The sequence below is a fragment of the Orbaceae bacterium lpD02 genome, assembly GCA_036251875.1.
GTDB lineage: Bacteria > Pseudomonadota > Gammaproteobacteria > Enterobacterales > Orbaceae > Orbus > Orbus sturtevantii.
On sequence record CP133960.1, the window covers coordinates 2,359,397 to 2,384,916 of the forward strand.

Genomic DNA, 25,520 nt, shown 5'->3' on the forward strand with positions numbered 1-25,520 from the left:
TAATCATAGAAGAATAGGAGGTCTAATGTTAATTTTAACTAGGAGAGTAGGTGAAACCCTTATTATAGGCGATGATGTTGCCATTACCGTACTAGGTGTTAAAGGAAACCAGGTTCGGATTGGCATTAATGCCCCTAAAGATGTTTCTATTCATCGTGAGGAAATTTATAATAGGATCCACCAAAATCAGGATGAACAGCTTAATGCTTCAGAGAAGGAAAAACCGACAATTGAGTAGGAAATACACAACTAAACGGCTTGAATGCAAAAACTGATTGACATATTTTCTGTAAAACGTAATATGTGCGCCACACATTGTGTATTTATGCATGTGTTTTATAAAACGGTGAGATGGCCGAGCGGCTGAAGGCGCTCCCCTGCTAAGGGAGTATAGGGTCAAAAGCTCTATCGAGGGTTCGAATCCCTCTCTCACCGCCATTTTATATATTGTGCATCCGTAGCTCAGCTGGATAGAGTACCCGGCTACGAACCGGGCGGTCAGGGGTTCGAATCCCTTCGGGTGCACCATCTTAATTGTTTTATCTGCATCCGTAGCTCAGCTGGATAGAGTACCCGGCTACGAACCGGGCGGTCAGGGGTTCGAATCCCTTCGGGTGCACCATTTTCATATTTAAACCTGCATCCGTAGCTCAGCTGGATAGAGCACTCGGCTTCGAACCGAGCGGTCAGGGGTTCGAATCCCTTCGGGTGCACCACTATACTTGTTTTTGTTAATAGCTGTATTTTTTAAATTTAATATAATAGCTACAAAGTAAAATTCTTATCCATTCTTTTATAGTCTATTCCCTTTAGTTACATAATCTGGCGATTATCGTTAATTTTTCTTTTAGGTATACTGTTCGAGTTTTATCTGAAAATTTCATATCATTAGATTTTTAAACAAGTCAAAAGTGTATTTAAGTTGACTTTAAAGTAAATTAAAGTTAACATTAGTGCGAATTTGATAAAAATATGAATCAAGTTATACAATTTTTAAAATGATTACTTTATGCAGGCAAAAACAGGAAATTATTGTTCCTAATAATAAGGATTAACAATGATAGCGGAAGAACGATATCAAGAAGTATTTGAAGTAGATGAACAGTTCGAATTAACCCAACAAGAGATAAATTCATTCATAGCTAATCGCGATATTACACATGTTTTAAATTTATGGGGAGCTTATAATCGCTCGGAGCTTGATTACCTTGGTTTTTCAGGTGTTTCTACTGGATTTACTCCTTTATTAACGGGACGAAAATCGTCAGAAAAATGTAGTGAAGATGATGCGATCATTATTGATTCTATTATCTCTCGGTTACAAAACAACCAAGATAATGATAAAAAAACGATGGCGAAAATTATTAAATATTTCTACCTTGGAGCCGTAACAACAGAAATATTAAATCCGGTACCAATAAGAAATATAAAAATGATTGGTGATTTAGTCGGTTGTGGGGAAACAAAAGTAAAAAAATTAAAAGAATCGGCAGAAAACTATATTTGTGGCAGTTTAGATTCTTTAGATAAAGTCTTAGATTGTGAGTTGTATCGGACGATTCAATATTTTTAATAAAATACAAATTAGTTATTGACTCGGCGCCAAAAAAGTAGTATTATAAATTCAGAGTCAATAATTGAAAGCCAAGAAATAATTTCTTGGCTTTTTTTATACTCACAGTATTTGTGTATATACTTCGGTGACTGCATATTTTCATTTAACTCTTTTTTAGAGTAATAAAATGACTGACATTATATTGATGACTAATTTTTTTGAAGTCACGTGCAGTGCGTAGCCAACCAAGAGGCAATAAATCAATCAGAAGTATATTAATACACCAAGCTATTCTTGTTATTATTATATATTAAATCGAATCTTTGCGAGGGAGTTATGTTCACTATCTTGCGTAGGACTCTATTAAATAAAATTTACTCAACAGTTAATAACTAGATAAAGTCATATTCATCATTATTCTCTTTAAAAAGCCGGAAATACCGGCTTTTTTTTTGCTCATTTAAAAATTATCTAGAAACATAATAACAATCAGTAATTTCATCATCATTGATACGGATATTACACTCCCGACCAGTTAGATGGTGGAATATGTATTTATCATTATCGGAGACTACTATGGCAATAACGACGACCTGTCAATTTGATATCGACAAAATCAGACAGTTGATAGCCGATATTTTATCCTTACCTAAATATCTGGTTATTGATATCAGCCAATCCAATGATTTAACTGCTTATACACAATTCATCACGGTGCTAATTAAATCTCAATACGAGATAGGTAGTGAGATTGATTATGATGCAAGTAGCGAAATAGAAATTATTAGCAGCCTAAACGAGTTAACGCTATCAGTTAATGCTTATGGCGCTAATGGTTATGATGAAATTAATAAATTAGTTTCATCTATGAATTTAACGTCAGTTTGGGAACGCTTAAAAACCATGAAAATCGGTTATTTGCGCTCATCCCAAATTCAACATTTGTCGACCGATCTACCTGACGTTAAAGAGCCTTGTGCTCATGTCGACTTAATCTTTTCCATCAACAATGTGACTCGTGCTGACGTCAAACGTGGCGAAAGCGTTCAAATTATTACAGAGGTAAATTAATGAGTTTATCAATTAATCAAGTCGTTAATGTATCAGTCGAACAATCATCTAGTGGGGCAAACAAACGTGATATGAGCGTTATTGCGATTTTTACTGATGAAATGTGTGATGACTTTTACGATATGAATTCTCGCTATGTTACTGTTGCTAGTGCAGACGATGTAGCAAATTTATTTGGTACCAAATCAAGAGCATATAAAGCTGCTCAAGGACTATTTTCCGCTAGGCCAAAACTGAAATCGGCTTTAATTGCTAAATATGTCAAAACTGATCTAGACGTTGCTGCAACAGCTTATAAAGTAGCTGGTTCTGCTGTTTCAGCGAGCTACGTTAGCTATAAGCAAATTACCGATGGTTACTTTAGCTTTATGCTTGGTGAACAAATGGTAACTATCGATACATTATCATTCAAAACGGTATCATCTCTTGATGATGTAGCAAAGATTATCAATGCAGCATTGAAAACAAAAACCAATGACAAAATCACGGTTGCATTTGATGAAACTGGCAATCGCTTTATTTTACAAACCATCGCATCAGGATGTGATAATAGTGTAAAACTCGGTTATGTTAATGACCAAGTATTAGAGGGTACTTACATCGGTCAATTATTAAATCTTACTGATGGCAAAGCAACGATTTATAACGGCACAGATGCGACAATTTACAAAGCCGAAAGCGTTGCTGATGCAATGACCGCACTTGAGAATCAGTATCAAAATTGGTACGGTGCATACTTTGCTAATGTTATTACGGATAGTGAACTATTAGAGGCTCATGACTGGGTTGTTAGCGCGGATTTAAAAGTACTTGGCTATACTGAAACACGCAGTGCCAATATCGAATATCTTGATGCAAATATCCTTAAAAAGCTAGCGAAAAAAAATAGCGGTCGCTTAATGGTGCAATATAACAATACTGGCGATGAGTTTGCAGGCATTGAAATGATGGCAATTGCATTATCAACAGTTTGGGCAGGTAATAACACAGCAAAAACCGTTAAATTTAAACAACAAGCTAGTGTCACAAGTGATGAAAAAATCACACTAAATGAAGCGACTAAATGTAAACGCTTAGGGATTAATTATTACACCGATTATTCAGGTGTCAATATGCTAGCGGAAGGCACAATGGTTGGTGGTACATTTATCGATGTAACAACGGGGCTTGATGCGTTTACTAATGCGCTACAAGTTCAACTATTCAATAAATTACAAGGCGCATCCTCTAAAATTCCGCAAACCGATCGTGGTCAAGAAATCTTAATTGCCTCCGCCAAAGTGATTGGTGAACAATTTAGAAACAACGGTTTTATTGCCAGTGGCAAATGGACCGGAGATGAAATTGGCGAACTTGTTTATGGTGGTACGCTGGAGTCTGGTTACTATTTTTATTCAGACAGTTTTGATACACAAGATACCGCGGACCGAAACTCACGCAAAATGATGCCAATTATGACTGCATTAAAACTCGCTGGCGCAGGTCATAGTGTTGATGTTGTGGTTAAATATAATATTTAGGAGAAAATATGAGTAATGCTTTCGCTTTAAAAGACGCCGTCCTAACCATTAACGGTAATGAAATTACAGGTTTTGAAAATGCCCAAGATGCGATTTCTATCGCGCCAATTGGTGATGATGGTGATATTACTTACGGTATCAGTGGCAATGGTGTATTTGTTCACTCTTGTAACCAAGGTGCGACCGTATCAATTAAAATTTTACAACATGCGCAGGCCAATAAAATGTTTATGGATTTGCGCAATTCTCAGGTTAAAGATTCATTAAAAGCGACAGGTAATACTATCGCATTTAAAGATTTACGCAATGGTGATGAGTTTTTGTTGACCGATTGTTGGTTTACCACTCCACCAACTCATGCTCGTGGCACAAGTCATAATGGTTATACTTGGACGTTAAAAGCAGTGCTATCTAACTTTACTTTAACTGAGGGCAAATAATGCAGCCAGAAGATAAAATTATTGGTGAATGTACTTATCATTTACGTAAAGCAAATTTTATCGAAGCTAAAGCTGAAGCTTTCAAATTAACAACCCTTTTAAAGGGTTGTTTTACAAATGATGGTAAAGCAGGTTTTGATATTGGTCAATTTTTAGCAAATTTAAATTCACAAGAGATGGAAGGTGTTGAGCGATTTATTTGTAAATACGCAACGGTCACAAATGAAAATGGTACTAAGATCTTGTTACAAAATCAAAAAGAAGCCAATGACTTTTTTAATGAACACCGTGAACAATACTTTGAATTTATTTTTGAGGGGGTAAAATTTCATTTTTTGGGTTTTTTACCAAATGGGATCGCATCCAAAGTAAATACGCTGGGCTTGGAGACGCTGTCGGATTTAGTGACGTAGATTGGTTCACCTGGACGCCTATTGTTAGGCGTTTTGCTTCACTCCATGAATTAAGGACAGTTTATTCGCTTGATGATGTACTTGATATGCATGAAGTGATTGCTGAACAACTACTGGCCGAGAAGCCGAAGGAATAGCAATGTATATAGATAAACTTTTAATTTCAATTGGTGTGGATACCACTCAAGCTGAAAAATTCACTCAAATTACTGAGAAATTAAGTCAAAGTGCCGATAAATTAGGTACTATTGCAAGTGAAATAGGTAAACACCTTGACAATACGATAAGCGAAGTTGCCGATTCAACCGATAATGTTAGCCAACAATCGCAGGTTGCTGAAACTAGGATTAGTAAATTAAAAAGTGGTTTAATTACTATCCAATCTATAGCAATGGCAGTTGGTCAAGCTTTTGTTAGTGCTTTTAATGATGCAATTAAAAGTGTTGAAACTTTTTATAATGACAAAGATGCTTTATTTAAAATATCAAAGAAAGAGTTAGCACAAACAAAGGAATATCAAAGCGCGCTAAGTAAAGCCAATAATGCCATTGAGAATATAAAAACGAAAATTGCAGCAGGATTAACCCCTGCGCTGACCAAAATCATAAAAGTTTTCCTTGATTGGCTTAATGCAAATAAAGAGTTAATTACTAAAGGCATAGCGAAAACAGTAGAAGCACTCAGTTATGCTATTCAGACCATAAAAAATACAATTCGCTTTTTTGATAAAATTATCTCTGCAACCATTGGTTGGAAGAGTGCTTTACTTATCTTAGGTGCTGCTTGGGCGGCATTCAATGCCGGATTTATTATAAGCCCGATTGGCGCTGTTATTGCTGCTCTCATTGGGCTAATGCTTCTCATCGATGATTTAATGGTTTATATGGACGGTGGGGATAGTTTATTTGGTGAATATTGGCAACCCCTTATTGATGGTGCAAAACTCGTTTATGATACGATAAAATCATGTTGGAATTATATAAAAGCCATATGGTCTGGTAATTCAGAAGAGATAAAGTCAACGTCTAAAAAGCTTTTTGATTCTTGTGTACAAATATTTGCAAATTTATTTAATTGGATTAAATCGTTATTACCGACGATATTAAAGAGTATATTAACCTTTTTTGGTATATCGGAGTCTGAAGCTAGTAAGGTGGTTGATCGTATTGGTAAAATATTTGGATTTATTTTTGACTTAATTACTTTGCCATTTAGAACGGCTTATCAATTAATTTGCGGTATCATGGATCTATTTGGTATCGATGCTGGTGATGTTGTTAATGCTATTTATGTTGTTTTCGCGACATTGTTTGATGTCATTACCTATCCATTTAAGCTTGCTTATAACTTTGTAATGGGATTATTTGATATTTGGGAGAATGATACAACATCATTTATTGATAAGCTTGGTCAGACATTAATCGCAATTTTTGATTTCATCACCGCACCATTTCGACTCGCACTTTCGTGGATTTCAAGTGTTTTTGGTTCTGTTTTACAAGGGATCTGGGATGGTATAGTTAATGGTGTCAGTTCTGCTTTTAGCTCATTGTATGATTTTATCGTTCAACCATTCCAAGATGCGATGGCATGGATTAATGATAAAGTGCTAGGTGTTATCAATTGGGTTTCAGGCAAATTAAAAAGCCTTGCTTCCTTTTTTGGTTTTGGTTCTAGCGATGATGCAGATAATAAAGATGGTCTCAATGGCAAAGATTTTGATAATAAATTCAATCCAGAGAGTATTAAAAATGTGACGAAAACTGGTGCGAAAATAAATCAAAATAAAACTATAAACCAAGGTGATGTAACAAATAATATTACCGTTAACTCTTCTGATACGGCTTTATCCGCTAAACAAATTGGTGATACCTATAATAATCAACTAATCAATGCTCATAATAATGCGACTTCGGCGATGGGGGCTTAATCATGGAATTAATGAGTCTTTTAAGTTTGCAACAAAATAATTCAGTTAGTCTTATTTCGAACTCGTTTGGTTCTTTTTATTTTGATGCGGTGACTACCGAGCAACATTCATCTAAGTTGAAGATAGTTGAAAATCCGATCGAAAGTGGGGCAAATGTTGCCGATCACTCTCTTTTAGAACCAAAGGAGATTAGTTTAAGTGGTTTAATGGTAGGTTATACGCCTGCTTATAATCCACTATCTAACCGGCTAAATTATTGTCCTATGGTTGATTATGCTTTGCCGTTTGAGGTAAAAACCATGAGCGCTCAAGCTGAACAGTCCGTTAATCGAATTATGTCAGGTTATGAAGCTACGCGTAGTCAGGCTAATAACATTCTAGCGGATTTCTTACCCGATTATTCTGATGTAATGTTTGATAATTCATTGGGAGATCGTATTGCCAATGCATATGAACAATTGCTATCGTTGCAAAAAAGTGGTGAGGTATTAACCGTACAAACTAGCGCAAAGCAATATAGTAATATGCTACTAGCTTCCGTACAGATGAACCAAAGCACCAAAATGACCGGTGAGTTTTCATTAGCATTTAGGGAAGTTTTTATCGCCTATACTCAGATGACCAGTGGTTTAACAATAATAAAGCCCGAAGATAAAACTAATTTAGGCAAAACTCAGCCTGAAAAATGCGAAAAATCAACATTAAAGTGGAGTTGGAATTGGTTTTGGTGATAAATGTATTTGCTATAGTTCTTTGTGCCAGTGAAATAATGACTCTACAAAAATAGGTAATTTATGTACAAAATAAAAATAACATCCAATGATATCCAAGAGCAATCATTTACCTTATATGGGATGAATTTAAAGTTAACACTTTATTATAATAAAGTACTGACGGGTTATCAATTTGATCTATTTAACCTCGATACCAATAGTTATATAACCAAAATGAAAGGTCTGTCTGTCGCAAGTCCGTCGTTGATTGAGTTTAATTTACCTTTTGTGTTCGTGCTCAATGATAAATCGGGAGCTGGGATTGGTTCTATTAGCAAAACAGACTTCGCAAGTCGATTTGAACTTTTAATTATGACAAAGGATGAATATCGTGAGGCAATTTGGCAGGGTTATACAGCTTAATATTGGTAATACGCAGCAGAGCTTAGTATATAATAACTTAAAAATTACATTTGACGTGATTAAAACTATTTCATCAGAACCTAACGACGCTAATATTACCATTTATAATCTAAATCAAAATAGCCGAAATTTAATTACCAGTAAAGTTTATGATCTTGTCGAGTTATTTGTTAGTTACCGTGATGATGATTTAAGGATGATCTTTAAAGGTGAAATAAAGACTATTGAAAATGAGTACTCTGGTTTAGATATTATCACTAAACTTAAATGCTCCGATGGCGGTCAAGCTTATACGGAAAAAGTATTAATTAAGACTGTTGCTGCTGGGCAAAAAGATTCTGATGCATTAAATGATTCGGCCAAAAGTTTTGGTATTTTAAAAAGCGATGTTGATTTACCCAATGATAAAGCGCTGCCGCGTGGTCGCGTTTTTTTTAGTGATGTGCGTGATGTAATGGATAAGATTGGTCTTAACAATGATGCCGATTGGTCAATTCAAGATAACCAATTAGTGGTTGTACCAAAAAATAAAGCGATTCGAAATGATGAGGGCTATATTGTATCGAGCAATACGGGCATGATTGGCAGCCCACAAAAAACTGATAAAGGACTAGAAGTCATCACATTATGTAATCCACGCTTTAAAATAGGCTCACTTATTCGAATTGAATCAAAATTTAGCGAATATAATGGTGATTATAAGATCCAGTCCATTCAACACAATGGTGATTTAACCGGTAATGACTGGAAAAGTAAACTGATTTGTACTGGTGGTACATATGATGTGATCGGTGCAAAATAACCGCTTAAATCATAAAATAAATATCAGATCAAAGCTCCAAATGGGAGCTTTTTTATTGCCTAAATTAGGAGCTTAAATGAATGAATCATTAACCACGGTGATCAAAAAAAGTATAAAACAAGATCGCTCAAATGTTTATACCGCATTACCAGCTAAAGTGATTAATTTTAACGGTCATACCGTAACATGCGAAATTATGATCACCCGAATTATGACTAATGGGCAAGAGATTGAAATTCCTCCGCTAGTTGATGTGCCGGCTCAATTTCCTCATGCAGGTGGTTTTTGCTTTACCGTACCAATAAAAAAGGGTGATGAGGGGCTAGTTATCTTTTCGAGTCGTTGCATTGACGGTTGGTATATCAGTGGTGAGAAGTCAAAACCACTTGATAGCCGAATGCATGATTTAAGCGACGGTATTTTTATTGTGGGCGTAAATAGTGTCCCCAAAAAAATTACAGATTTTTATCATGATGGCGCCTCAATGCAAACGGATAATGGCTCAACTTATATTCGCCTTACTGATGGGAAGATATTGATCAAAGGTGATATCGAACATACTGGTGATAGTAATCAAACTGGCAATTTAACGTTAATGGGTAATTACCAACAAGTCGGTTCATGGGCTCAACAAGGCGGCGATGCCGCAGCCAAGGGCACATTATCGGCAAGTAAGATTGTGGGCGGTGGTATCGATTTAGAAAACCATGTCCATGTTGAGACAGGGTCAATAACAAGGAAACCAAGCTAATGATTGTTCGAGAGTTAGATAAAAATCATGATTGGACATTTGGTCGAGGCAAGGCAAATTATGTCACTCAGTCCGAGGCCATAAAACAATGCATTAAAACCAAACTATTAGCCTTAAAAGGTAACTGGCTATTAAATGCTAATGAGGGTATTGCGTGGTTTGATTATTTAACTAAAAACCCTAATGTAGCTCAATTAGAGCGCGATGTTAAAAATGCGATCGCCAGCGTTGATGGCGTAACCGAAATCATCAGTTTTGATATTGGGCTCGATAGTGTGACGCGAGTTTTTTTAATTCAAATCACCTATTCGGATAAATATAATAATACAAACGAGGTAGAGTTTAATGTTACAAGTGACAGATAAAGGCATAACCTTAGACAGCTTTAATACGATTTATGCTCGTTTAGTGGATAAGTTTAAGCAGATATATGGTAATGATGTCAATCTTGATAGTGATACACCCGATGGTCAATTATTGGCACTCTTTGCACAAGAAATAGAGACAATACATCAAAATGTGGCTTTCATTGTACAAATGCTTGATCCTTATCAGGCAACCGGACAATGGTTAGATCAAAGAGCGTTATATGCGGGCATTATTCGAAATACGGCCTCTTATTCGTATATTGATGAGGCGATTATTACTGGCGTGCCGAAAACTAATATTCCAATAAACTCTACTATTATTGATTCAAATAAAAATAAATGGATCATTACAGAGCAAGCAGTATTAAATGATCTTGGCAGTGCTCGGGTTAAATTACGTTCTGATGAGCTCGGTGATTTTACGGTCAATTCTGGCGAAGAGTTTTCACTGGCAACGATTATTATTGGTGTTGAAAAAGTTATTGCCAATAGCGATAGTTATGGGGGTGCCGATGAAGAATCAGATGCAAGGTTACTTCGGCGATTTATGCTTTCGCATTCAATTAATAACTATGACGATAAATCTGGTATTAAGGCTGCGTTATACAACATAACAGGCGTCACAAAGTGTGAAGTTTATGAAAACTATACCGGCGATATTGATGAAAAAGGCGTGCCTGCCCATAGCCTTAATGCCGTTATACTCGGTGGTGATGATAGTGCCATTGCCGATGTGATTGGTAAGAAAAAAATTGGTGGTTGCGGGTTATTTGGTAATATTAAAACTAGCACTAATTTAAGAGGTACCGAGCGCATTATCTATTTTGATCGCCCTGCTAAAATTGAAGTTGCCGTTTCAATGGTTTTGGGGCGTTATAAATCATTTGAAGATATTGATACTCAAGCGATTAAAGATAATTTAATGGCACTAGGATTTGAGATTGGTGAAAATATTTATGCAACGAGGCTAATCTCAAGTATTAATCTAACTAATGGTTTTTACATCAAATCATTAACCGTCAATCAATCAAATCTTACTGAAATCGGCTATCGTCAATATGGAGAAATCACCTCGGTTGAGGTGCTTATTGATGAGTAGAAATTATTTAAGTTGGCAATATCACGACAAACCTAAAGCGCTCTCAACTATCAAGGCGATTTATGCCATAACCGACGATTCATTTAAAACAGTGTTAAATATTGCTGATATTTTAGATATTGATACGGCAACTGGTTATGCACTCGATTTAGTTGGTCGCCATGTTGGAATAAATCGTGTTTTAAGCCAAGCGATTGCCAAAGAATTTTTTGGTTTTTTAGAAAGCGACTCTTCCCTTGCCTTTGATGTGGGGGTGTTTTATCAGTATGGTGATTCATTAAATGCAACAGTCAGGCTCAATGATGATGATTATCGATTTTTTATTAAAGCGAAAATTTTAAAAAATTATCAAAGCGGTACGACCGAGTTTATTGTTGATTCGATTCGATACTTGCTAGGGGGCTCGGGCAACGCCATTGATAATTTAGATATGACCATGCACGTTATTGTTAATCGAGAACAACTAAATTCAATCAAACTTTATGCCATCAAAAATCTCGATATTTTAGCTCGACCAGTTGGGGTTTTATATCGATTTTTAGTTATCACCAATAATACGCCATTTGGCTTTTATCGTGATCAGCGTTCTTATGGCTTTGGCATAGGTAAATTTGTTAGATTACAAGAAATAGGAAAATTTAATGAAAGTACAAGATAAACCGGATTATTTAGTTTTTGCCAGTGATGCAAAAACAGGTGAGCTACAAGCTTTTCCTAATATTACTCGCGGTTGGGGGCTAACCACCGACCAAACCCAATCAAAGCCGCCGCTGAGTTGGATGAATGGTGCCTTTAATCGCCTTGATGAAAACATGCTGTATTTATTACAACAGGGTGTACCAGAATGGGATAGTTCTGTTTTGTATCCGGTTGATGCAGTAATTAAATATAAAAGCCAGTTGTATATTGCTCTTGTCGAGAACGACAATTCTATTCCAGCAAGTAATACCGAAAAATGGCAAAAATTAATTAAAGATGCCAGTATTGAACAAAAGGGTATTGTGCAGCTAAGTTCTGCGATTGATAGTGATTCAGAACAGACCGCTGCGACGTCGAAAGCGGTCAATAATGTAGCTAAAATGGCAAAAAATGCAGGACTCCCAGTAGGGCATATTTATTGGAATACTAATTTAGATAGTAGCTCGTTACATCTAAATGGTTCTCTTCACGACCGCTCGGCATATGCTGAATTATGGCAATATGTTTCATCAACTCCGCATTTACTCGTAACTGAGCAAGAATGGCAAGATGAAAAATGGGCTAATGGTGGGATCTGTAATAAATTTTCAACTGGTGATGGTTTAACTACTTTTCGCCTGCCTATTTTTGATTATATTAAAGGTGGAGGGCTTGGTTATCAAAAGGCGGGGATACCAAATATAAAGGGTACTATTACAAATGGTTTACTAGATAATGCTAGAGTATCAGACGATAATTCTTCATTTACTGTTACTCAAGGGGGTATTGCTTGGGGGGGGGGGACAGGGGATAAGTTATTTAAAAGAAATTTTGAAATAAATGCATCAAGTTCAAATTCAATTTATGGAGCATCTAATTCTGTTGATATTCATGCAGTTTGTGGATTTTGGCAAATTAAAGCAATTGGGCAAATTATTAATGTAGGAAATACGAATATTGATAATATGCTCAACCAAATTAATTTATTTGGAGAGCAATTTGTTAAGCATGACGAATTTCCATCTATTTTTAATCGTAATGGATATCAAAAGTTACCTAGTGGCTTAATTATTCAATGGTTAAGCAATGGGACAAACTCAGATGGATACGCTGACTCAATATTACCAATAGAATTTCCTAATTCACTTCTTTCAGCTATAGTTACAGAAGCAGCTGGACATTTTTGGTCTGCAAATTCAGGAACTTTTCACAGCGTTGATTTAGCTTTATCCACAAAATCAACAATAAGGACTTATTCAAGAGCTGCATTAAACGGAAGTGTTGTGGCTAATGGTTCATCTTTTGTGCTTATAGCCATAGGTTATTGATGATGAATAAGATATTTTTTAGTAAATTAAACCAAGCATTCTTCGATATTGAAATCAATACAGAGATTCCTAACGATGCAGTATTTATTACATATGAACAACATATGGAGTTACTCAATGCATTAAATTCCCAATGCATTATTTTTGATGACTTAACATATTCACCACCAAAACCGTCACAATTCCATAATTGGATCGATGGTAAATGGATTTTAGATGAACAATTATATAAAAAGTCTTTAGTGCCAACACAAATAACTAAGCGGCAACTAATGCTTCAACTAAATAAATTGGGGTTTTATCAAAAGATAATGGGTTTGATAAATAAACCTGAATATTTAGATTTAAAAATTGAGTGCGATTGTTCAACTGAGTTTGGTTGTAAACATAGCTTGATTATTGCAATCGCTAAGCAATTTGACCTATCGGATGATGATATTGATAATTTATTTATAGAAGCTTCAACACTATAAAGATGAGAAATAAATATCAATAATATTTTAGCTTTATCTTCAGTCATTAGATTTTTTTAACTTTTTATTTTTTAATAATAATTTAGAAAATTCTTTCTCTTCTCATAAAAGTAATATTGTGTTGATAGCGACCGCAGTAGATTAGCTATCGTTATCAATTAAGAAAATAAGGACCTTTTAATGAAAGTACAAAATAAACCCGACTATTTAGTTTTTGCCAGCGATGCTCAAGCTGGAGAATTAGAACCCTTTCCTAATATTGCAAGAGGGTGGGGAATTACAATTGAGCAAACCGAATCTAAGCCACCAATGGAGTGGATGAACGATGCATTTAACCGTATTGACAAAAATACACTTTATTTATTACAGCAAGGTGTACCAGAGTGGGATAGCGCAGTTGTATATCCAGTTGACGCAGTGATTAAATATCAAAGTGAGTTATATATTGCTATCATCGAGAATGAGAATGCTATTCCATTAAGTCACTTTGAAAAATGGAAAAAAGTCATTCCAGAGGTTAAAGAGGCAAGTATAACGCAACAAGGAATTGTTCAGCTGAGTTCTGCAATTGATAGCGAGTCAGAACAAACAGCAGCGACTTCTAAAGCAGTTAAAATATTAAATGATAGGGTATCACCAATATATAGTAATGCTAGTATCTCTGTGGATAACAATAAGATCGGTGCTTTTAATCTATTTTCTCCCTCACATAGGTATATGTTAGCGGTTAAAAATGATGGATGGTCTGGTGTTTGGGACTGTGAATTATCAAAGTGGCAATATGCTTTTGATCCTAATGGATACCTAGCCGTAGGTACCATTCCTACATTAGGCGTTAATCAGAGCTGGCAAGATGTAACTTTACAAAGAAATAATAATGTTATTTATACAAATACGAGTGGAAAACCAATAATTGTTTCAATTGTCTCTCCATGGGGTGATGGGGTGAATGTCATTGACATTTATACACAAGGTGTAAATGTAGCAAGATTGAGTGAGGCGAATAGTTGGAATCACGTTAATACAGTTAATGCAATAATTCCAGTAGGAGCTACTTACACTGTAGTTTGGACAAAAAGAGCCCCAGCTATTTGGGCAGAACTTCGTTAAAAAGGGATAAAGATGAAATATTTTAAAGATATAAATAATCAAGTTTTTGCGTATGAAAGTGATGGTTCACAAGACAGTTATATTTCAAGTGATTTAATCGTAATATCAGAAGATGAAGCAAAAGAGCTGATTAAAAAAATACAAGATAAAATTGATCAAAAAATAGAATCAACAATACCTGCCTCCTTAACAAAGCGACAACTGATGCTTCAGCTAAATAAATTGGGACTTTATCAAAAGGTAATGGATTTGATAAATAAGCCCGAGTATTTAGATTTAAAAATTGAGTATGATTGTTCGACTGAGTTTGCACGTCAACATAATTTGATTGTCGCAATAGCTAAGCAATTTGACTTATCAAGTGACGATATCGATAATTTATTTATAGAGGCAGTAAAATTATAATTAATAGTAAAATCCCCTACAAATAGGGGATTTGCTTTTTAAAACTATCGCATTGTGACAAATTCTTCCGCGGCAGTTGGGTGGATGGCGATAGTATTATCAAAGTCTTGTTTGGTTGCACCCATTTTTAAGGCAACCGCAAAGCCTTGTAAAATTTCATCCATACCATAGCCGATACCGTGTATACCCACAATTTTTTCATCTTTACCAGCACAAACTAATTTCATTTTGCAGGGTTGTCTATGTTGAGTAACCGCAGTATACATCGCGGTAAATGACGATTGGTAGGTCTTGATATTATCTCGACCGTATGTCTCAATTGCTTCTGGCTCAGTTAAACCAACTGTGCCAATTGGCGGGTGGGTAAAAATTACCGTTGGTACATTACTGTAATCAAGATGTTCATTAGGTTTATTATTAAATAAACGTTCTGATAAGCGGCGACCTGCAGCAACGGCAACTGGTGTTAATGCTATGGCACCAGTATCATCACCAACGGAATAGATACCAGCAATATTGGTATTTTGGTATTTATCAACCTCAATAAAGCCTGAATTATTTAGTTTTAACCCCGTCACTTCAATATTCATTTTTTCAGTGGCAGGTTTGCGGCCAACCGCCCAAATAAGGCAATCAACTTCATATTTTTCACCATTTTCGAGTTGTAAACATAGCGAACCATCGCTATTTTTTTCAACTGATTTTGGGATTGCCCCACTATGAAGTTGCTGTCCTTCTTCTTTTATCACACCCATTAAGGTATAAATTAGCATGGGATCAAAACTGCGTAGTGGCGTATCTTTGCGTACAAATTGATGAACTTCACTGCCTAATGCATGAAGCACGCCGGCAATTTCACAAGCCACGTAGCCAGCGCCAACAACCGCAACACGCTTAGGTTGCTCTGCTAGATCAAAAAATCCATCGGATGTAATACCATATTCAGCACCTGGAATATTTGGGATAAACGGCACTCCACCAACAGCAATCAAAATATGGTCAGCAGTATATTGTTCCCCATTTACTTCAACTGTCTTTTGATCAATAAACTTGGCATAGCCTTTGATGACGTCCACTTTATTATTCATCAGCACGCGATCATAGGACTGATGTATTCTATCGATATACGCCGTTCGACTTTCAATTAGCTTTTGCCAGCTAAATTGGTTGATTGTGGTATCAAAACCATAGTCCGGGCCGTAATTTTTAATTGCTTCGGCAATTTGTGCGCCATACCACATTATTTTTTTAGGTACGCAACCTACATTAACACAAGTTCCGCCCAGCTCTTTAGCTTCGATGATCGCACATTTTTTGCCGTAAGATGCTGCTCGATTCGCTGAAGCAATACCTCCACTTCCGCCACCAATTGCAATATAATCATAGTGTTTTATAGTCATTTTTTATGCCTTGAAATTAAGATCACTAATTGTTAGCTTGCCATAAAATAGTATATAAAAAAAGTGATATTATGGTAATAGAACGATAGATTAAAACTATCAAAATTAATTAATTGATTATACTTATAAATTATTCCGCGACGAGCTCTTTTACGAATATATGACCCGTACCTTGAGGATCGAGTATGCTTTTTAACCAAGGTAAAATTTCTTGCATTTGCTGATGCAGTTTCCATGGTGGATTGACAACAATCATGCCTGAGGCGGTCATCCCTTTTTGGTTATTGTCAGGTCTTATTGCCAGCTCAATTTGTAAAATACGTTTAATGCCAGTATTAATAATGCCGTCAATCATCGCTTGAGTTTGCCTACGGTTAACTACTGGATACCAAATTAAATAGGTTCCGGTTGCAAAACGTTTATAACCCTCTTTTAGTTCATGCGGGATTTTTTGGTAGTCATCTTTTATTTCATAAGATGGATCGATTAAAATCAGCCCTCGGCGCGATTCTGGTGGTAGCTTTGATTTTAGTTGTAAAAAACCATCAGCTCGGCTAACTTGAGCTCGATGATCTTTATTAAACTCTTGCCTTAATAATGGGTAATCGGATGAGTGGATCTCGGTTAATAACAGTTTATCCTGCGGGCGTAATAGCTGCTTGGCAATTAAGGGGGAACCGGGATAATACTTTAATGTTTCACTACGATTGTAATATTTTAACACTGAAAGGTAAGGGGTGAGTGTTTCAGGGATCGGTTGTTGCTGCCACACTTTAGCTATTCCAGATAAGTACTCGCCAGTTTTAGTTGAGTGCTCGCCTTGTAATAAATAACGCCCAGCTCCTGAGTGCGTATCTAAATATAGAAAAGGTTTATCTTTTTGTTTTAGTGATTCAATACATAAGCTCAATACACAATGTTTTAATACATCGGCATGATTTCCTGCATGGTAACTGTGTCTATAACTTAACATTTTAGTCTCTATATAAATTAGATTTTTTTAGTATAGCTGAATTTATCAAAACCTAATGCGTTTAATTGCATTAAAATTTTGTGTAATATTTCGTATAAAGGTAATCATCAACTTAGTTCATTTTTAGTCGTAGAAGTGTACCACAATTTTTACAGTGATATTGCGTACGTTTACTTTGAATTTTTTGATGTCGAATATTGGTGAGTAAATGAGTTTGACAGTCGCAATGATAATGATGTCGGTTTTGTAATGAAGACTCGGGTAACGCGAAATTATGCGTTCTTTTCGCATCTAGCTGGAATACATTTTCCATAATGGCTTGCCACTCTTTGCCATGTGGTTTTACGCGACCAAACTTTTTATAGGTAATTAGGTGGGCAAGTTCATGGGGGATCACTTCAGCAATAAATTGTGTATCGTTTTCAAGTAGCATATTTATGTTGAGCTGAATTTGCCATGTTTGTAATAAGGCACAACCGGCAATGCTTCCCTTTTTTCGATAGATTAGTTCAGGCTCATCAAATACCATATTGAAGTATTGATTTGCGATCGATAAATAATGTCTTAAGCTCGTAATCGCATTATTATGAAGCTGGATAGGGACTCTTTTTTGATTCATAGGTAGTTATATTGTTATCGTTACGGCACGGATTGTACCGCAACGATTAAGTGCTATTTTAAATTAGCCGCATCGCGTAATAATTCAGCTCTATCAGTGTGTTCCCATGGGAAAATATCTCGCCCAAAATGACCATAAGTCGCTGTTTGCTGATAAATAGGCTTAATCAGATCTAGCATTTGTATTAACCCATAAGGTCTTAAATCAAAAAATTGCTTAACTAAGGTAATAATTTGGTGATGAGCAATTTTTTCTGTGCCAAATGTATTTAGGTAAATAGAGGTAGGTTCCGCAACGCCAATAGCATAAGATACTTGTAATTCACATTTATCAGCAAGGCCTGCTGCAACTATATTTTTAGCGACATATCTAGCCGCATAGGCAGCAGATCTATCTACTTTAGACGGATCTTTACCTGAAAATGCTCCCCCGCCGTGATGAGCAGCACCACCGTAAGTATCAACGATGATTTTTCGACCAGTTAAGCCACAATCGCCCATTGGTCCACCGATAACAAAACGGCCAGTTGGGTTAATAAAATATTTAGTACGAGCCGTTAACCACGCTGTTGGCAAGATAGGCTTAATTATCTCCTCCATTACGGCCTCTTTTAAGACTGATTGACTAATTTCTTCTGCGTGCTGAGTTGAAAGAACGACTGCATCGACGCCCTTAATTTGGTTGTCTTCATAAACTAATGTGATTTGGCTTTTAGCATCGGGCCGTAACCACGGTAATGTACCATTTTTCCTTACTTCAGCTTGTTTTTTCATTAATTCATGTGCGTAAGTAATTGCCGCTGGCATTAAGTTAGGCATTTCATTTGTCGCGTAGCCGAACATAATTCCTTGATCACCAGCACCTTGCTGCAATGGGTCTCCGCGGTCAACACCTTGATTAATGTCTGATGACTGTTTACCGATTGCATTAAGTACGGCGCAAGAATTGGCATCAAAGCCCATTTCTGAGCTGGTATAGCCTATATTTCTAATTGTTTGTCGTGTTAATTCTTCAATATCAACCCAAGCTGATGTCGTTATTTCCCCACCAACTAATGCCATGCCTGTTTTTACGTAGGTTTCGCAAGCAACGCGTGCTTTAGGATCTTGTTTTAAAATTGCATCAAGTACGGCGTCTGAAATTTGATCTGCAATTTTATCAGGATGACCTTCTGAAACTGATTCAGAAGTAAATAAAAACTCTGACATTGATATACCTTCTTTGTTCTAAGATTGCTATGTAAGCTGTATTGCTACTCTTTATTTAGCAGTTTGACCATCTAGATGGCTATTTTAATCAACAAATGGATAAAAAGCTAGTTGTTCACTAAGATAAATACTATTAGCTTAGCTTTAATTATTTAAATAGATTAAAGAATATTGCATTAAATAAAAATTATCTTAGCATATATATCATTTTATATTCCTTATAACATAGAGGCATAATGGATAACATTCCTAATATATTAGTATTTGACTCGGGTATAGGTGGGATATCCGTTTACAATGAAATCAGGCAAAAAATACCTAAGGCAAATTATATTTATATATTTGATAACCAAGCCTTTCCTTATGGTGATAAATCCAATGAGTTTTTAATAGAACGAGTAAAAGCCGTTATTAATAAAGCGATTTCAACATACGCAGTTGATATCGTTATTATTGCTTGCAATACAGCCAGTACAATTTGTTTACCAATACTTAGAACATCATTTTCTATGCCGATTGTTGGTGTTGTTCCTGCCATTAAGCCAGCAATAAAAATAACGAAGAATAAATGCATTGGTTTACTTGCTACAAAAGCCACTATCCAACGCGAATATATACATAACTTAATCCGCGATTTTGCGAGCGGTTATAAGATCGAATTATTAGGTTTATCAGAACTAGCATTAATGGCGGAACAAAAATTACAAGGCACGGCGGTTAACCTTGATGATTTAACTAAGTTAATGAAACCTTGGTTAGAATTAGCCGTTGTACCTGATACCATTGTTTTGGGTTGCACTCATTACCCTTTTATTCAACCAGAATTAGCTAAAGTATTTCCTGATGTAACGTTTATTGACTCTGGATATGCTATTGCTGCCCGGGTAGATAATTTATTAAAAGAAAGAAATCTTGTTAATAGTGGAGCTAAGTTCCAGATAACAAATAATTTACTTTGTAGTACACAATATAATGAGCAAACTCAAAAATTAATTGGAACGCTCCAAAAATTTAATCTTATTAATTATCAATTAATTAAAATTTGATATGTTTAAGTATTGTGCGGTCGTTCAAAGAAAATGGTTTTTTCTCTTGCTCAAAGCTAAAAGATCTCTATAATGCGCACCACTGATTCGTTGAAGCAAATACAAAACGAGTCGGGCAATATGATGAGAAAAACCAAATATAGTTAAGACAAATAAAAAACAAAAAATAGTCTTGACGAATAAGAAAGGTTAGCGTAGTATACGCAACCCTTGAGACAGCGAAAAGAAGCAAGCTGTCAGCTCTTTAAAAATTAAAAACAGACAATCTGTGTGGGCACTGTTAGGACAAAATATAAAAGTCTCCGGACTCAAAAATTAAGTCTTGATAGTGACACTAAAAGATTCATTTGAAATGAAATTATAGTCAGTAACTATTGAGCATCAAACTTTAAATTGAAGAGTTTGATCATGGCTCAGATTGAACGCTGGCGGCAGGCTTAACACATGCAAGTCGAACGGTAACAGAAGAGCTTGCTCTTGCTGACGAGTGGCGGACGGGTGAGTAAAGTATGGGGATCTGCCAAATGGAAGGGGACAACAGTTGGAAACGACTGCTAATACCGTATAATGTCGCGAGACCAAAGTGTGGGACTTTCGGGCCACATGCCATTTGATGAACCCATATGGGATTAGCTAGTAGGTAGGGTAAAGGCCTACCTAGGCGACGATCTCTAGCTGGTCTGAGAGGATGACCAGCCACACTGGAACTGAGACACGGTCCAGACTCCTACGGGAGGCAGCAGTGGGGAATATTGCACAATGGGGGAAACCCTGATGCAGCCATGCCGCGTGTATGAAGAAGGCCTTAGGGTTGTAAAGTACTTTCGGTAATGAGGAAGGTCAGTATTCTAACAGGATACTGAATTGACGTTAATTACAGAAGAAGCACCGGCTAACTCCGTGCCAGCAGCCGCGGTAATACGGAGGGTGCGAGCGTTAATCGGAATGACTGGGCGTAAAGGGCATGTAGGCGGATAATTAAGTTAGGTGTGAAAGCCCCGGGCTCAACCTGGGAATTGCACTTAAAACTGGTTGTCTAGAGTATTGTAGAGGAAGGTAGAATTCCACGTGTAGCGGTGAAATGCGTAGAGATGTGGAGGAATACCGGTGGCGAAGGCGGCCTTCTGGACAGATACTGACGCTGAGATGCGAAAGCGTGGGGAGCAAACAGGATTAGATACCCTGGTAGTCCACGCTGTAAACGATGTCGATTTGGAGTTTGGGGGCATGACCCTTGGGCTCCGGAGCTAACGCGTTAAATCGACCGCCTGGGGAGTACGGCCGCAAGGTTAAAACTCAAATGAATTGACGGGGGCCCGCACAAGCGGTGGAGCATGTGGTTTAATTCGATGCAACGCGAAGAACCTTACCTGGTCTTGACATCCATAGAATTTTGTAGAGATACGAGAGTGCCTTCGGGAGCTATGAGACAGGTGCTGCATGGCTGTCGTCAGCTCGTGTTGTGAAATGTTGGGTTAAGTCCCGCAACGAGCGCAACCCTTATCCTTTGTTGCCAGCACGTAGAGGTGGGAACTCAAAGGAGACTGCCGTTGATAAAGCGGAGGAAGGTGGGGACGACGTCAAGTCATCATGGCCCTTACGACCAGGGCTACACACGTGCTACAATGGCGTATACAAAGGGATGCGAAGGTGCGAACTGGAGCGGACCTCACAAAGTACGTCTAAGTCCGGATTGGAGTCTGCAACTCGACTCCATGAAGTCGGAATCGCTAGTAATCGTGAATCAGAATGTCACGGTGAATACGTTCCCGGGCCTTGTACACACCGCCCGTCACACCATGGGAGTGGGTTGCACCAGAAGTAGATAGCTTAACCTTCGGGAGGGCGTTTACCACGGTGTGGTTCATGACTGGGGTGAAGTCGTAACAAGGTAACCGTAGGGGAACCTGCGGTTGGATCACCTCCTTACGAAGTGCCTAACAGTGTTCACATAGATTGTTTGTTTGAAAGAAGTAAATCGCTTACGTCCCCTTCGTCTAGAGGCCTAGGACATCGCCCTTTCACGGCGGTAACAGGGGTTCGAATCCCCTAGGGGACGCCATTTTAAGACGGGCGGTTTATATCCTTTTATTTTTGTATTCATGATAATGTGAATAGAAGAATAATGCTCTTTAACAATATGGAACAAGCTGAAAGAAACGAGTTCTCGTTTTATGGTGATGAAGTTTGGGTGAAAGTCCAGATGGAATGACGATAAGATAGAGAAAAAGCGAAATTGAGAAAACCAAGACAACTGTAGGTTGTAAGGTTAAGAAATTAAGCGTACACGGTGGATGCCTAGGCAATCAGAGGCGAAGAAGGACGTGTTAATCTGCGAAAAGCGACGGTAAGCTGGTAATAAGCGTTATAACCGTCGATGTCCGAATGGGGAAACCCAGTATAGGTAACTATACTATCCTTAACTGAATAAAATAGGTTAGGGAGGCAAACCGAGGGAACTGAAACATCTCAGTACCTCGAGGAAAAGAAATCAACCGAGATTCCCAAAGTAGCGGCGAGCGAAATGGGAGGAGCCCAAAGCGGGTAGCATAGTGTGTAAGTGGAAGTATCTGGAAAGGTACACGATAGAGGGTGATAGTCCCGTACACGAATACGCATTATGTGGAAGCTTGACGAGTAGGGCGGGACACGTGTTATCCTGTCTGAATATGGGGGGACCATCCTCCAAGGCTAAATACTCCTGATTGACCGATAGTGAACTAGTACCGTGAGGGAAAGGCGAAAAGAACCCCGGCGAGGGGAGTGAAATAGAACCTGAAACCGTGTACGTACAATCAGTGGGAGCATCATTAATGGTGTGACTGCGTACCTTTTGTATAATGGGTCAGCGACTTATATTCTGTAGCGAGGTTAACCGAATAGGGGAGCCGTAGGGAAACCGAGTCTTAACTGGGCGAATGAGTTGCAGGGTATAGACCCGAAACCCGGTGATCTAGCCATGGGCAGGTTGAAGGTTGGGTAACACTAACTGGAGGACCGAACCGACTAATGTTGAAAAATTAGCGGATGACCTGTGGCTGGGGGTGAAAGGCCAATCAAACCGGGAGATAGCTGGTTCTCCCCGAAAGCTATTTAGGTAGCGCCTCATGTATAACTGTTGGGGGTAGAGCACTGTTTCGGCTAGGGGGCCATCCCGGCTTACCAACCCGATGCAAACTCCGAATACCGACAAGTTGAGCATGGGAGACACACGGCGGGTGCTAACGTTCGTCGTGAAGAGGGAAACAACCCAGACCGCCAGCTAAGGTCCCAAAGTCATAGTTAAGTGGGAAACGAAGTGGGAAGGCTTAGACAGCTAGGATGTTGGCTTAGAAGCAGCCATCATTTAAAGAAAGCGTAATAGCTCACTAGTCGAGTCGGCCTGCGCGGAAGATGTAACGGGGCTAAAACTATGCACCGAAGCTGCGGCAGTGTGTGAATAACATATTGGGTAGGGGAGCGTTCTGTAAGCCGTAGAAGGTGAACTGTGAGGTTTGCTGGAGGTATCAGAAGTGCGAATGCTGACATAAGTAACGATAATGCGGGTGAAAAGCCCGCACGCCGGAAGACCAAGGGTTCCTGTCCAACGTTAATCGGGGCAGGGTGAGTCGACCCCTAAGGCGAGGCAGAGATGCGTAGCTAATGGGAAACGGGTTAATATTCCCGTACTGAATGTGACTGCGATGGGGTGACGGAGAAGGCTAGGTTTACCGGGATAGGTCCGCAAGGAGCCCGGGTTAAGCATGTAGGGGTGTGATTAGGCAAATCCGGTCACTGTAACTCTGAGATGTGATGACGAGGCACTAAGGTGCTGAAGTAATTGATGCCCTGCTTCCAGGAAAAGCCTCTAAGCTTCAGGTCATATTTAATCGTACCCGAAACCGACACAGGTGGTCAGGTAGAGAATACTCAGGCGCTTGAGAGAACTCGGGTGAAGGAACTAGGCAAAATGGTGCCGTAACTTCGGGAGAAGGCACGCTGATGGTAATTGAAGTCCGTAGCGGATGGAGGTGAAGTCAGTCGAAGATACCAGCTGGCTGCAACTGTTTAATAAAAACACAGCACTGTGCAAACACGAAAGTGGACGTATACGGTGTGACGCCTGCCCGGTGCTGGAAGGTTAATTGATGGGGTTATCCGTAAGGAGAAGCTCTTGATCGAAGCCCCAGTAAACGGCGGCCGTAACTATAACGGTCCTAAGGTAGCGAAATTCCTTGTCGGGTAAGTTCCGACCTGCACGAATGGCGTAATGATGGCCAGGCTGTCTCCACCCGAGACTCAGTGAAATTGAATTTGCCGTGAAGATGCGGTGTACCCGTGGCAAGACGGAAAGACCCCGTGAACCTTTACTATAGCTTGACAGTGAACATTGAGCCTTAATGTGTAGGATAGGTGGGAGACGAAGAAGTGTGGACGCTAGTTTGCATGGAGTCGACCTTGAAATACCACCCTTTAATGTTTGATGTTCTAACGTAGGGCCCTGAATCGGGTCTACGGACACTGTCTGGTGGGTAGTTTGACTGGGGCGGTCTCCTCCCAAAGAGTAACGGAGGAGCACGAAGGTTAGCTAATCCTGGTCGGACATCAGGAGGTTAGTGCAATGGCATAAGCTAGCTTGACTGCGAGAGTGACGGCTCGAGCAGGTACGAAAGTAGGTCATAGTGATCCGGTGGTTCTGAATGGAAGGGCCATCGCTCAACGGATAAAAGGTACTCCGGGGATAACAGGCTGATACCGCCCAAGAGTTCATATCGACGGCGGTGTTTGGCACCTCGATGTCGGCTCATCACATCCTGGGGCTGAAGTAGGTCCCAAGGGTACGGCTGTTCGCCGTTTAAAGTGGTACGCGAGCTGGGTTTAGAACGTCGTGAGACAGTTCGGTCCCTATCTGCCATGGGCGTAGGAGGATTGAGGGGGTTTGCTTCTAGTACGAGAGGACCGAAGTGAACGCACCGCTGGTGTTCGGGTTGTGATGCCAATTGCATTGCCCGGTAGCTACGTGCGGAATAGATAAGTGCTGAAAGCATCTAAGCACGAAACTAGCCCCGAGATGAGTCCTCCCAGAGTTTACTCTGTAAGGTCCGTTTGAGACTAAGACGTAGATAGGTCAGGTGTGTAAGTGTAGTGATACATTGAGCTAACTGATACTAATGAACCGAGAGTCTTAACCTTACAACTTAGAGTTGTTTTGAATC

Annotated in this window: 23 protein-coding genes, 5 tRNA genes and 2 rRNA genes; 26 read left to right on the top strand and 4 right to left on the bottom strand. The window is 38.5% G+C overall.

Annotated elements, in window-relative coordinates:
* Positions 1–25 precede the first annotated feature (25 nt).
* From csrA to RHO12_10475, 22 genes are all read left to right on the top strand, one after another.
* A complete protein-coding gene (gene csrA, locus RHO12_10370) occupies positions 26–238 on the top strand; it encodes a carbon storage regulator CsrA (protein ID WVD65766.1) in 213 nt (70 codons plus the stop codon).
* Between the two features lie 107 nt (positions 239–345).
* Positions 346–438, top strand: a tRNA-Ser gene (locus RHO12_10375).
* A gap of 13 nt (positions 439–451) precedes the next feature.
* Positions 452–528 (top strand) — tRNA-Arg (locus RHO12_10380).
* 17 nt (positions 529–545) lie between these two features.
* A tRNA-Arg gene (locus tag RHO12_10385) sits at positions 546–622 on the top strand.
* A 17-nt stretch (positions 623–639) separates the two neighbouring features.
* A tRNA-Arg gene (locus tag RHO12_10390) sits at positions 640–716 on the top strand.
* 341 nt (positions 717–1,057) lie between these two features.
* Positions 1,058–1,573, top strand: a complete 516-nt coding sequence (locus tag RHO12_10395) for an antiterminator Q family protein (GenBank protein WVD65767.1) — start codon at positions 1,058–1,060, stop codon at positions 1,571–1,573.
* Between the two features lie 558 nt (positions 1,574–2,131).
* Positions 2,132–2,626 carry a hypothetical protein gene (locus RHO12_10400; protein WVD65768.1) on the top strand — a complete coding sequence of 165 codons (495 nt, stop codon included), beginning with the start codon at positions 2,132–2,134 and terminating at the stop codon, positions 2,624–2,626.
* The gene (locus RHO12_10405; protein ID WVD65769.1) at positions 2,626–4,146 is read left to right on the top strand and encodes a DUF3383 family protein; all 1,521 of its coding nucleotides are present in this window, start codon (positions 2,626–2,628) and stop codon (positions 4,144–4,146) included. The genes RHO12_10400 and RHO12_10405 overlap by 1 nt, the downstream gene beginning before the upstream one ends.
* A gap of 8 nt (positions 4,147–4,154) precedes the next feature.
* Positions 4,155–4,586, top strand: coding sequence for a DUF3277 family protein (locus RHO12_10410; GenBank protein ID WVD65770.1), 432 nt, complete (start codon positions 4,155–4,157; stop codon positions 4,584–4,586).
* Positions 4,586–4,999 carry a putative phage tail assembly chaperone gene (locus RHO12_10415; protein WVD65771.1) on the top strand — a complete coding sequence of 138 codons (414 nt, stop codon included), beginning with the start codon at positions 4,586–4,588 and terminating at the stop codon, positions 4,997–4,999. Before RHO12_10410 ends, RHO12_10415 begins: the two co-directional genes overlap by 1 nt.
* A 139-nt stretch (positions 5,000–5,138) precedes the next feature.
* Positions 5,139–6,929, top strand: a complete 1,791-nt coding sequence (locus tag RHO12_10420) for a hypothetical protein (GenBank protein WVD65772.1) — start codon at positions 5,139–5,141, stop codon at positions 6,927–6,929.
* A gap of 2 nt (positions 6,930–6,931) precedes the next feature.
* Positions 6,932–7,660 (top strand): hypothetical protein, encoded by a 729-nt coding sequence (locus tag RHO12_10425; protein WVD65773.1) that lies wholly within the window; start codon positions 6,932–6,934, stop codon positions 7,658–7,660.
* A gap of 63 nt (positions 7,661–7,723) precedes the next feature.
* Complete coding sequence (locus RHO12_10430) at positions 7,724–8,065, top strand: hypothetical protein (GenBank protein WVD65774.1); 342 nt, start codon at positions 7,724–7,726, stop codon at positions 8,063–8,065.
* A complete protein-coding gene (locus RHO12_10435) occupies positions 8,034–8,867 on the top strand; it encodes a hypothetical protein (GenBank protein WVD65775.1) in 834 nt (277 codons plus the stop codon). The genes RHO12_10430 and RHO12_10435 overlap by 32 nt, the downstream gene beginning before the upstream one ends.
* A gap of 76 nt (positions 8,868–8,943) precedes the next feature.
* Positions 8,944–9,618: a Gp138 family membrane-puncturing spike protein gene (locus RHO12_10440; protein WVD65776.1), complete on the top strand. Its 675-nt coding sequence runs from the start codon at positions 8,944–8,946 to the stop codon at positions 9,616–9,618.
* Positions 9,618–9,983 carry a hypothetical protein gene (locus RHO12_10445; protein WVD65777.1) on the top strand — a complete coding sequence of 122 codons (366 nt, stop codon included), beginning with the start codon at positions 9,618–9,620 and terminating at the stop codon, positions 9,981–9,983. The genes RHO12_10440 and RHO12_10445 overlap by 1 nt, the downstream gene beginning before the upstream one ends.
* Positions 9,964–11,085 carry a baseplate J/gp47 family protein gene (locus RHO12_10450; GenBank protein WVD65778.1) on the top strand — a complete coding sequence of 374 codons (1,122 nt, stop codon included), beginning with the start codon at positions 9,964–9,966 and terminating at the stop codon, positions 11,083–11,085. The genes RHO12_10445 and RHO12_10450 overlap by 20 nt, the downstream gene beginning before the upstream one ends.
* Complete coding sequence (locus tag RHO12_10455) at positions 11,078–11,743, top strand: DUF2612 domain-containing protein (protein WVD65779.1); 666 nt, start codon at positions 11,078–11,080, stop codon at positions 11,741–11,743. Before RHO12_10450 ends, RHO12_10455 begins: the two co-directional genes overlap by 8 nt.
* Positions 11,727–13,091, top strand: coding sequence for a phage tail protein (locus tag RHO12_10460; protein WVD65780.1), 1,365 nt, complete (start codon positions 11,727–11,729; stop codon positions 13,089–13,091). The genes RHO12_10455 and RHO12_10460 overlap by 17 nt, the downstream gene beginning before the upstream one ends.
* Positions 13,091–13,564: a hypothetical protein gene (locus RHO12_10465; protein ID WVD65781.1), complete on the top strand. Its 474-nt coding sequence runs from the start codon at positions 13,091–13,093 to the stop codon at positions 13,562–13,564. The genes RHO12_10460 and RHO12_10465 overlap by 1 nt, the downstream gene beginning before the upstream one ends.
* A 180-nt stretch (positions 13,565–13,744) precedes the next feature.
* Complete coding sequence (locus tag RHO12_10470; protein WVD65782.1) at positions 13,745–14,674, top strand: phage tail protein; 930 nt, start codon at positions 13,745–13,747, stop codon at positions 14,672–14,674.
* A gap of 12 nt (positions 14,675–14,686) precedes the next feature.
* Positions 14,687–15,079, top strand: coding sequence for a hypothetical protein (locus RHO12_10475; protein ID WVD65783.1), 393 nt, complete (start codon positions 14,687–14,689; stop codon positions 15,077–15,079).
* A 44-nt stretch (positions 15,080–15,123) separates the two neighbouring features.
* On the opposite strand, the gene gorA is transcribed toward RHO12_10475, so the two are convergent.
* From gorA to metK, 4 genes are all read right to left on the bottom strand, one after another.
* Positions 15,124–16,479, bottom strand: a complete 1,356-nt coding sequence (gene gorA / locus RHO12_10480) for a glutathione-disulfide reductase (protein ID WVD65784.1) — start codon at positions 16,477–16,479, stop codon at positions 15,124–15,126.
* Positions 16,480–16,609: 130 nt separating this feature from the next.
* Positions 16,610–17,452, bottom strand: a complete 843-nt coding sequence (locus RHO12_10485; GenBank protein ID WVD65785.1) for a 23S rRNA (adenine(2030)-N(6))-methyltransferase RlmJ — start codon at positions 17,450–17,452, stop codon at positions 16,610–16,612.
* Positions 17,453–17,564: 112 nt separating this feature from the next.
* A complete protein-coding gene (locus tag RHO12_10490; protein ID WVD65786.1) occupies positions 17,565–18,071 on the bottom strand; it encodes a SprT family zinc-dependent metalloprotease in 507 nt (168 codons plus the stop codon).
* A gap of 53 nt (positions 18,072–18,124) precedes the next feature.
* The gene (metK, locus tag RHO12_10495) at positions 18,125–19,279 is read right to left on the bottom strand and encodes a methionine adenosyltransferase (protein WVD65787.1); all 1,155 of its coding nucleotides are present in this window, start codon (positions 19,277–19,279) and stop codon (positions 18,125–18,127) included.
* A gap of 236 nt (positions 19,280–19,515) precedes the next feature.
* Between metK and murI the strand changes: the two genes are divergently transcribed.
* The 4 genes from murI to RHO12_10515 all read left to right on the top strand — a co-directional run bounded on the left by murI (position 19,516) and on the right by RHO12_10515 (position 25,497).
* Entirely contained in the window at positions 19,516–20,325 is an 810-nt protein-coding gene (gene murI, locus RHO12_10500; GenBank protein ID WVD65788.1) for a glutamate racemase, read from the top strand.
* Positions 20,326–20,715: 390 nt separating this feature from the next.
* Positions 20,716–22,254 (top strand): 16S ribosomal RNA (locus RHO12_10505).
* Between the two features lie 57 nt (positions 22,255–22,311).
* Positions 22,312–22,387 (top strand) — tRNA-Glu (locus tag RHO12_10510).
* A gap of 205 nt (positions 22,388–22,592) precedes the next feature.
* Positions 22,593–25,497, top strand: a 23S ribosomal RNA gene (locus tag RHO12_10515).
* Together the 16S and 23S rRNA genes with 1 tRNA gene alongside form the textbook arrangement of a ribosomal RNA operon.
* The last annotated feature ends 23 nt before the right edge of the window (positions 25,498–25,520 follow it).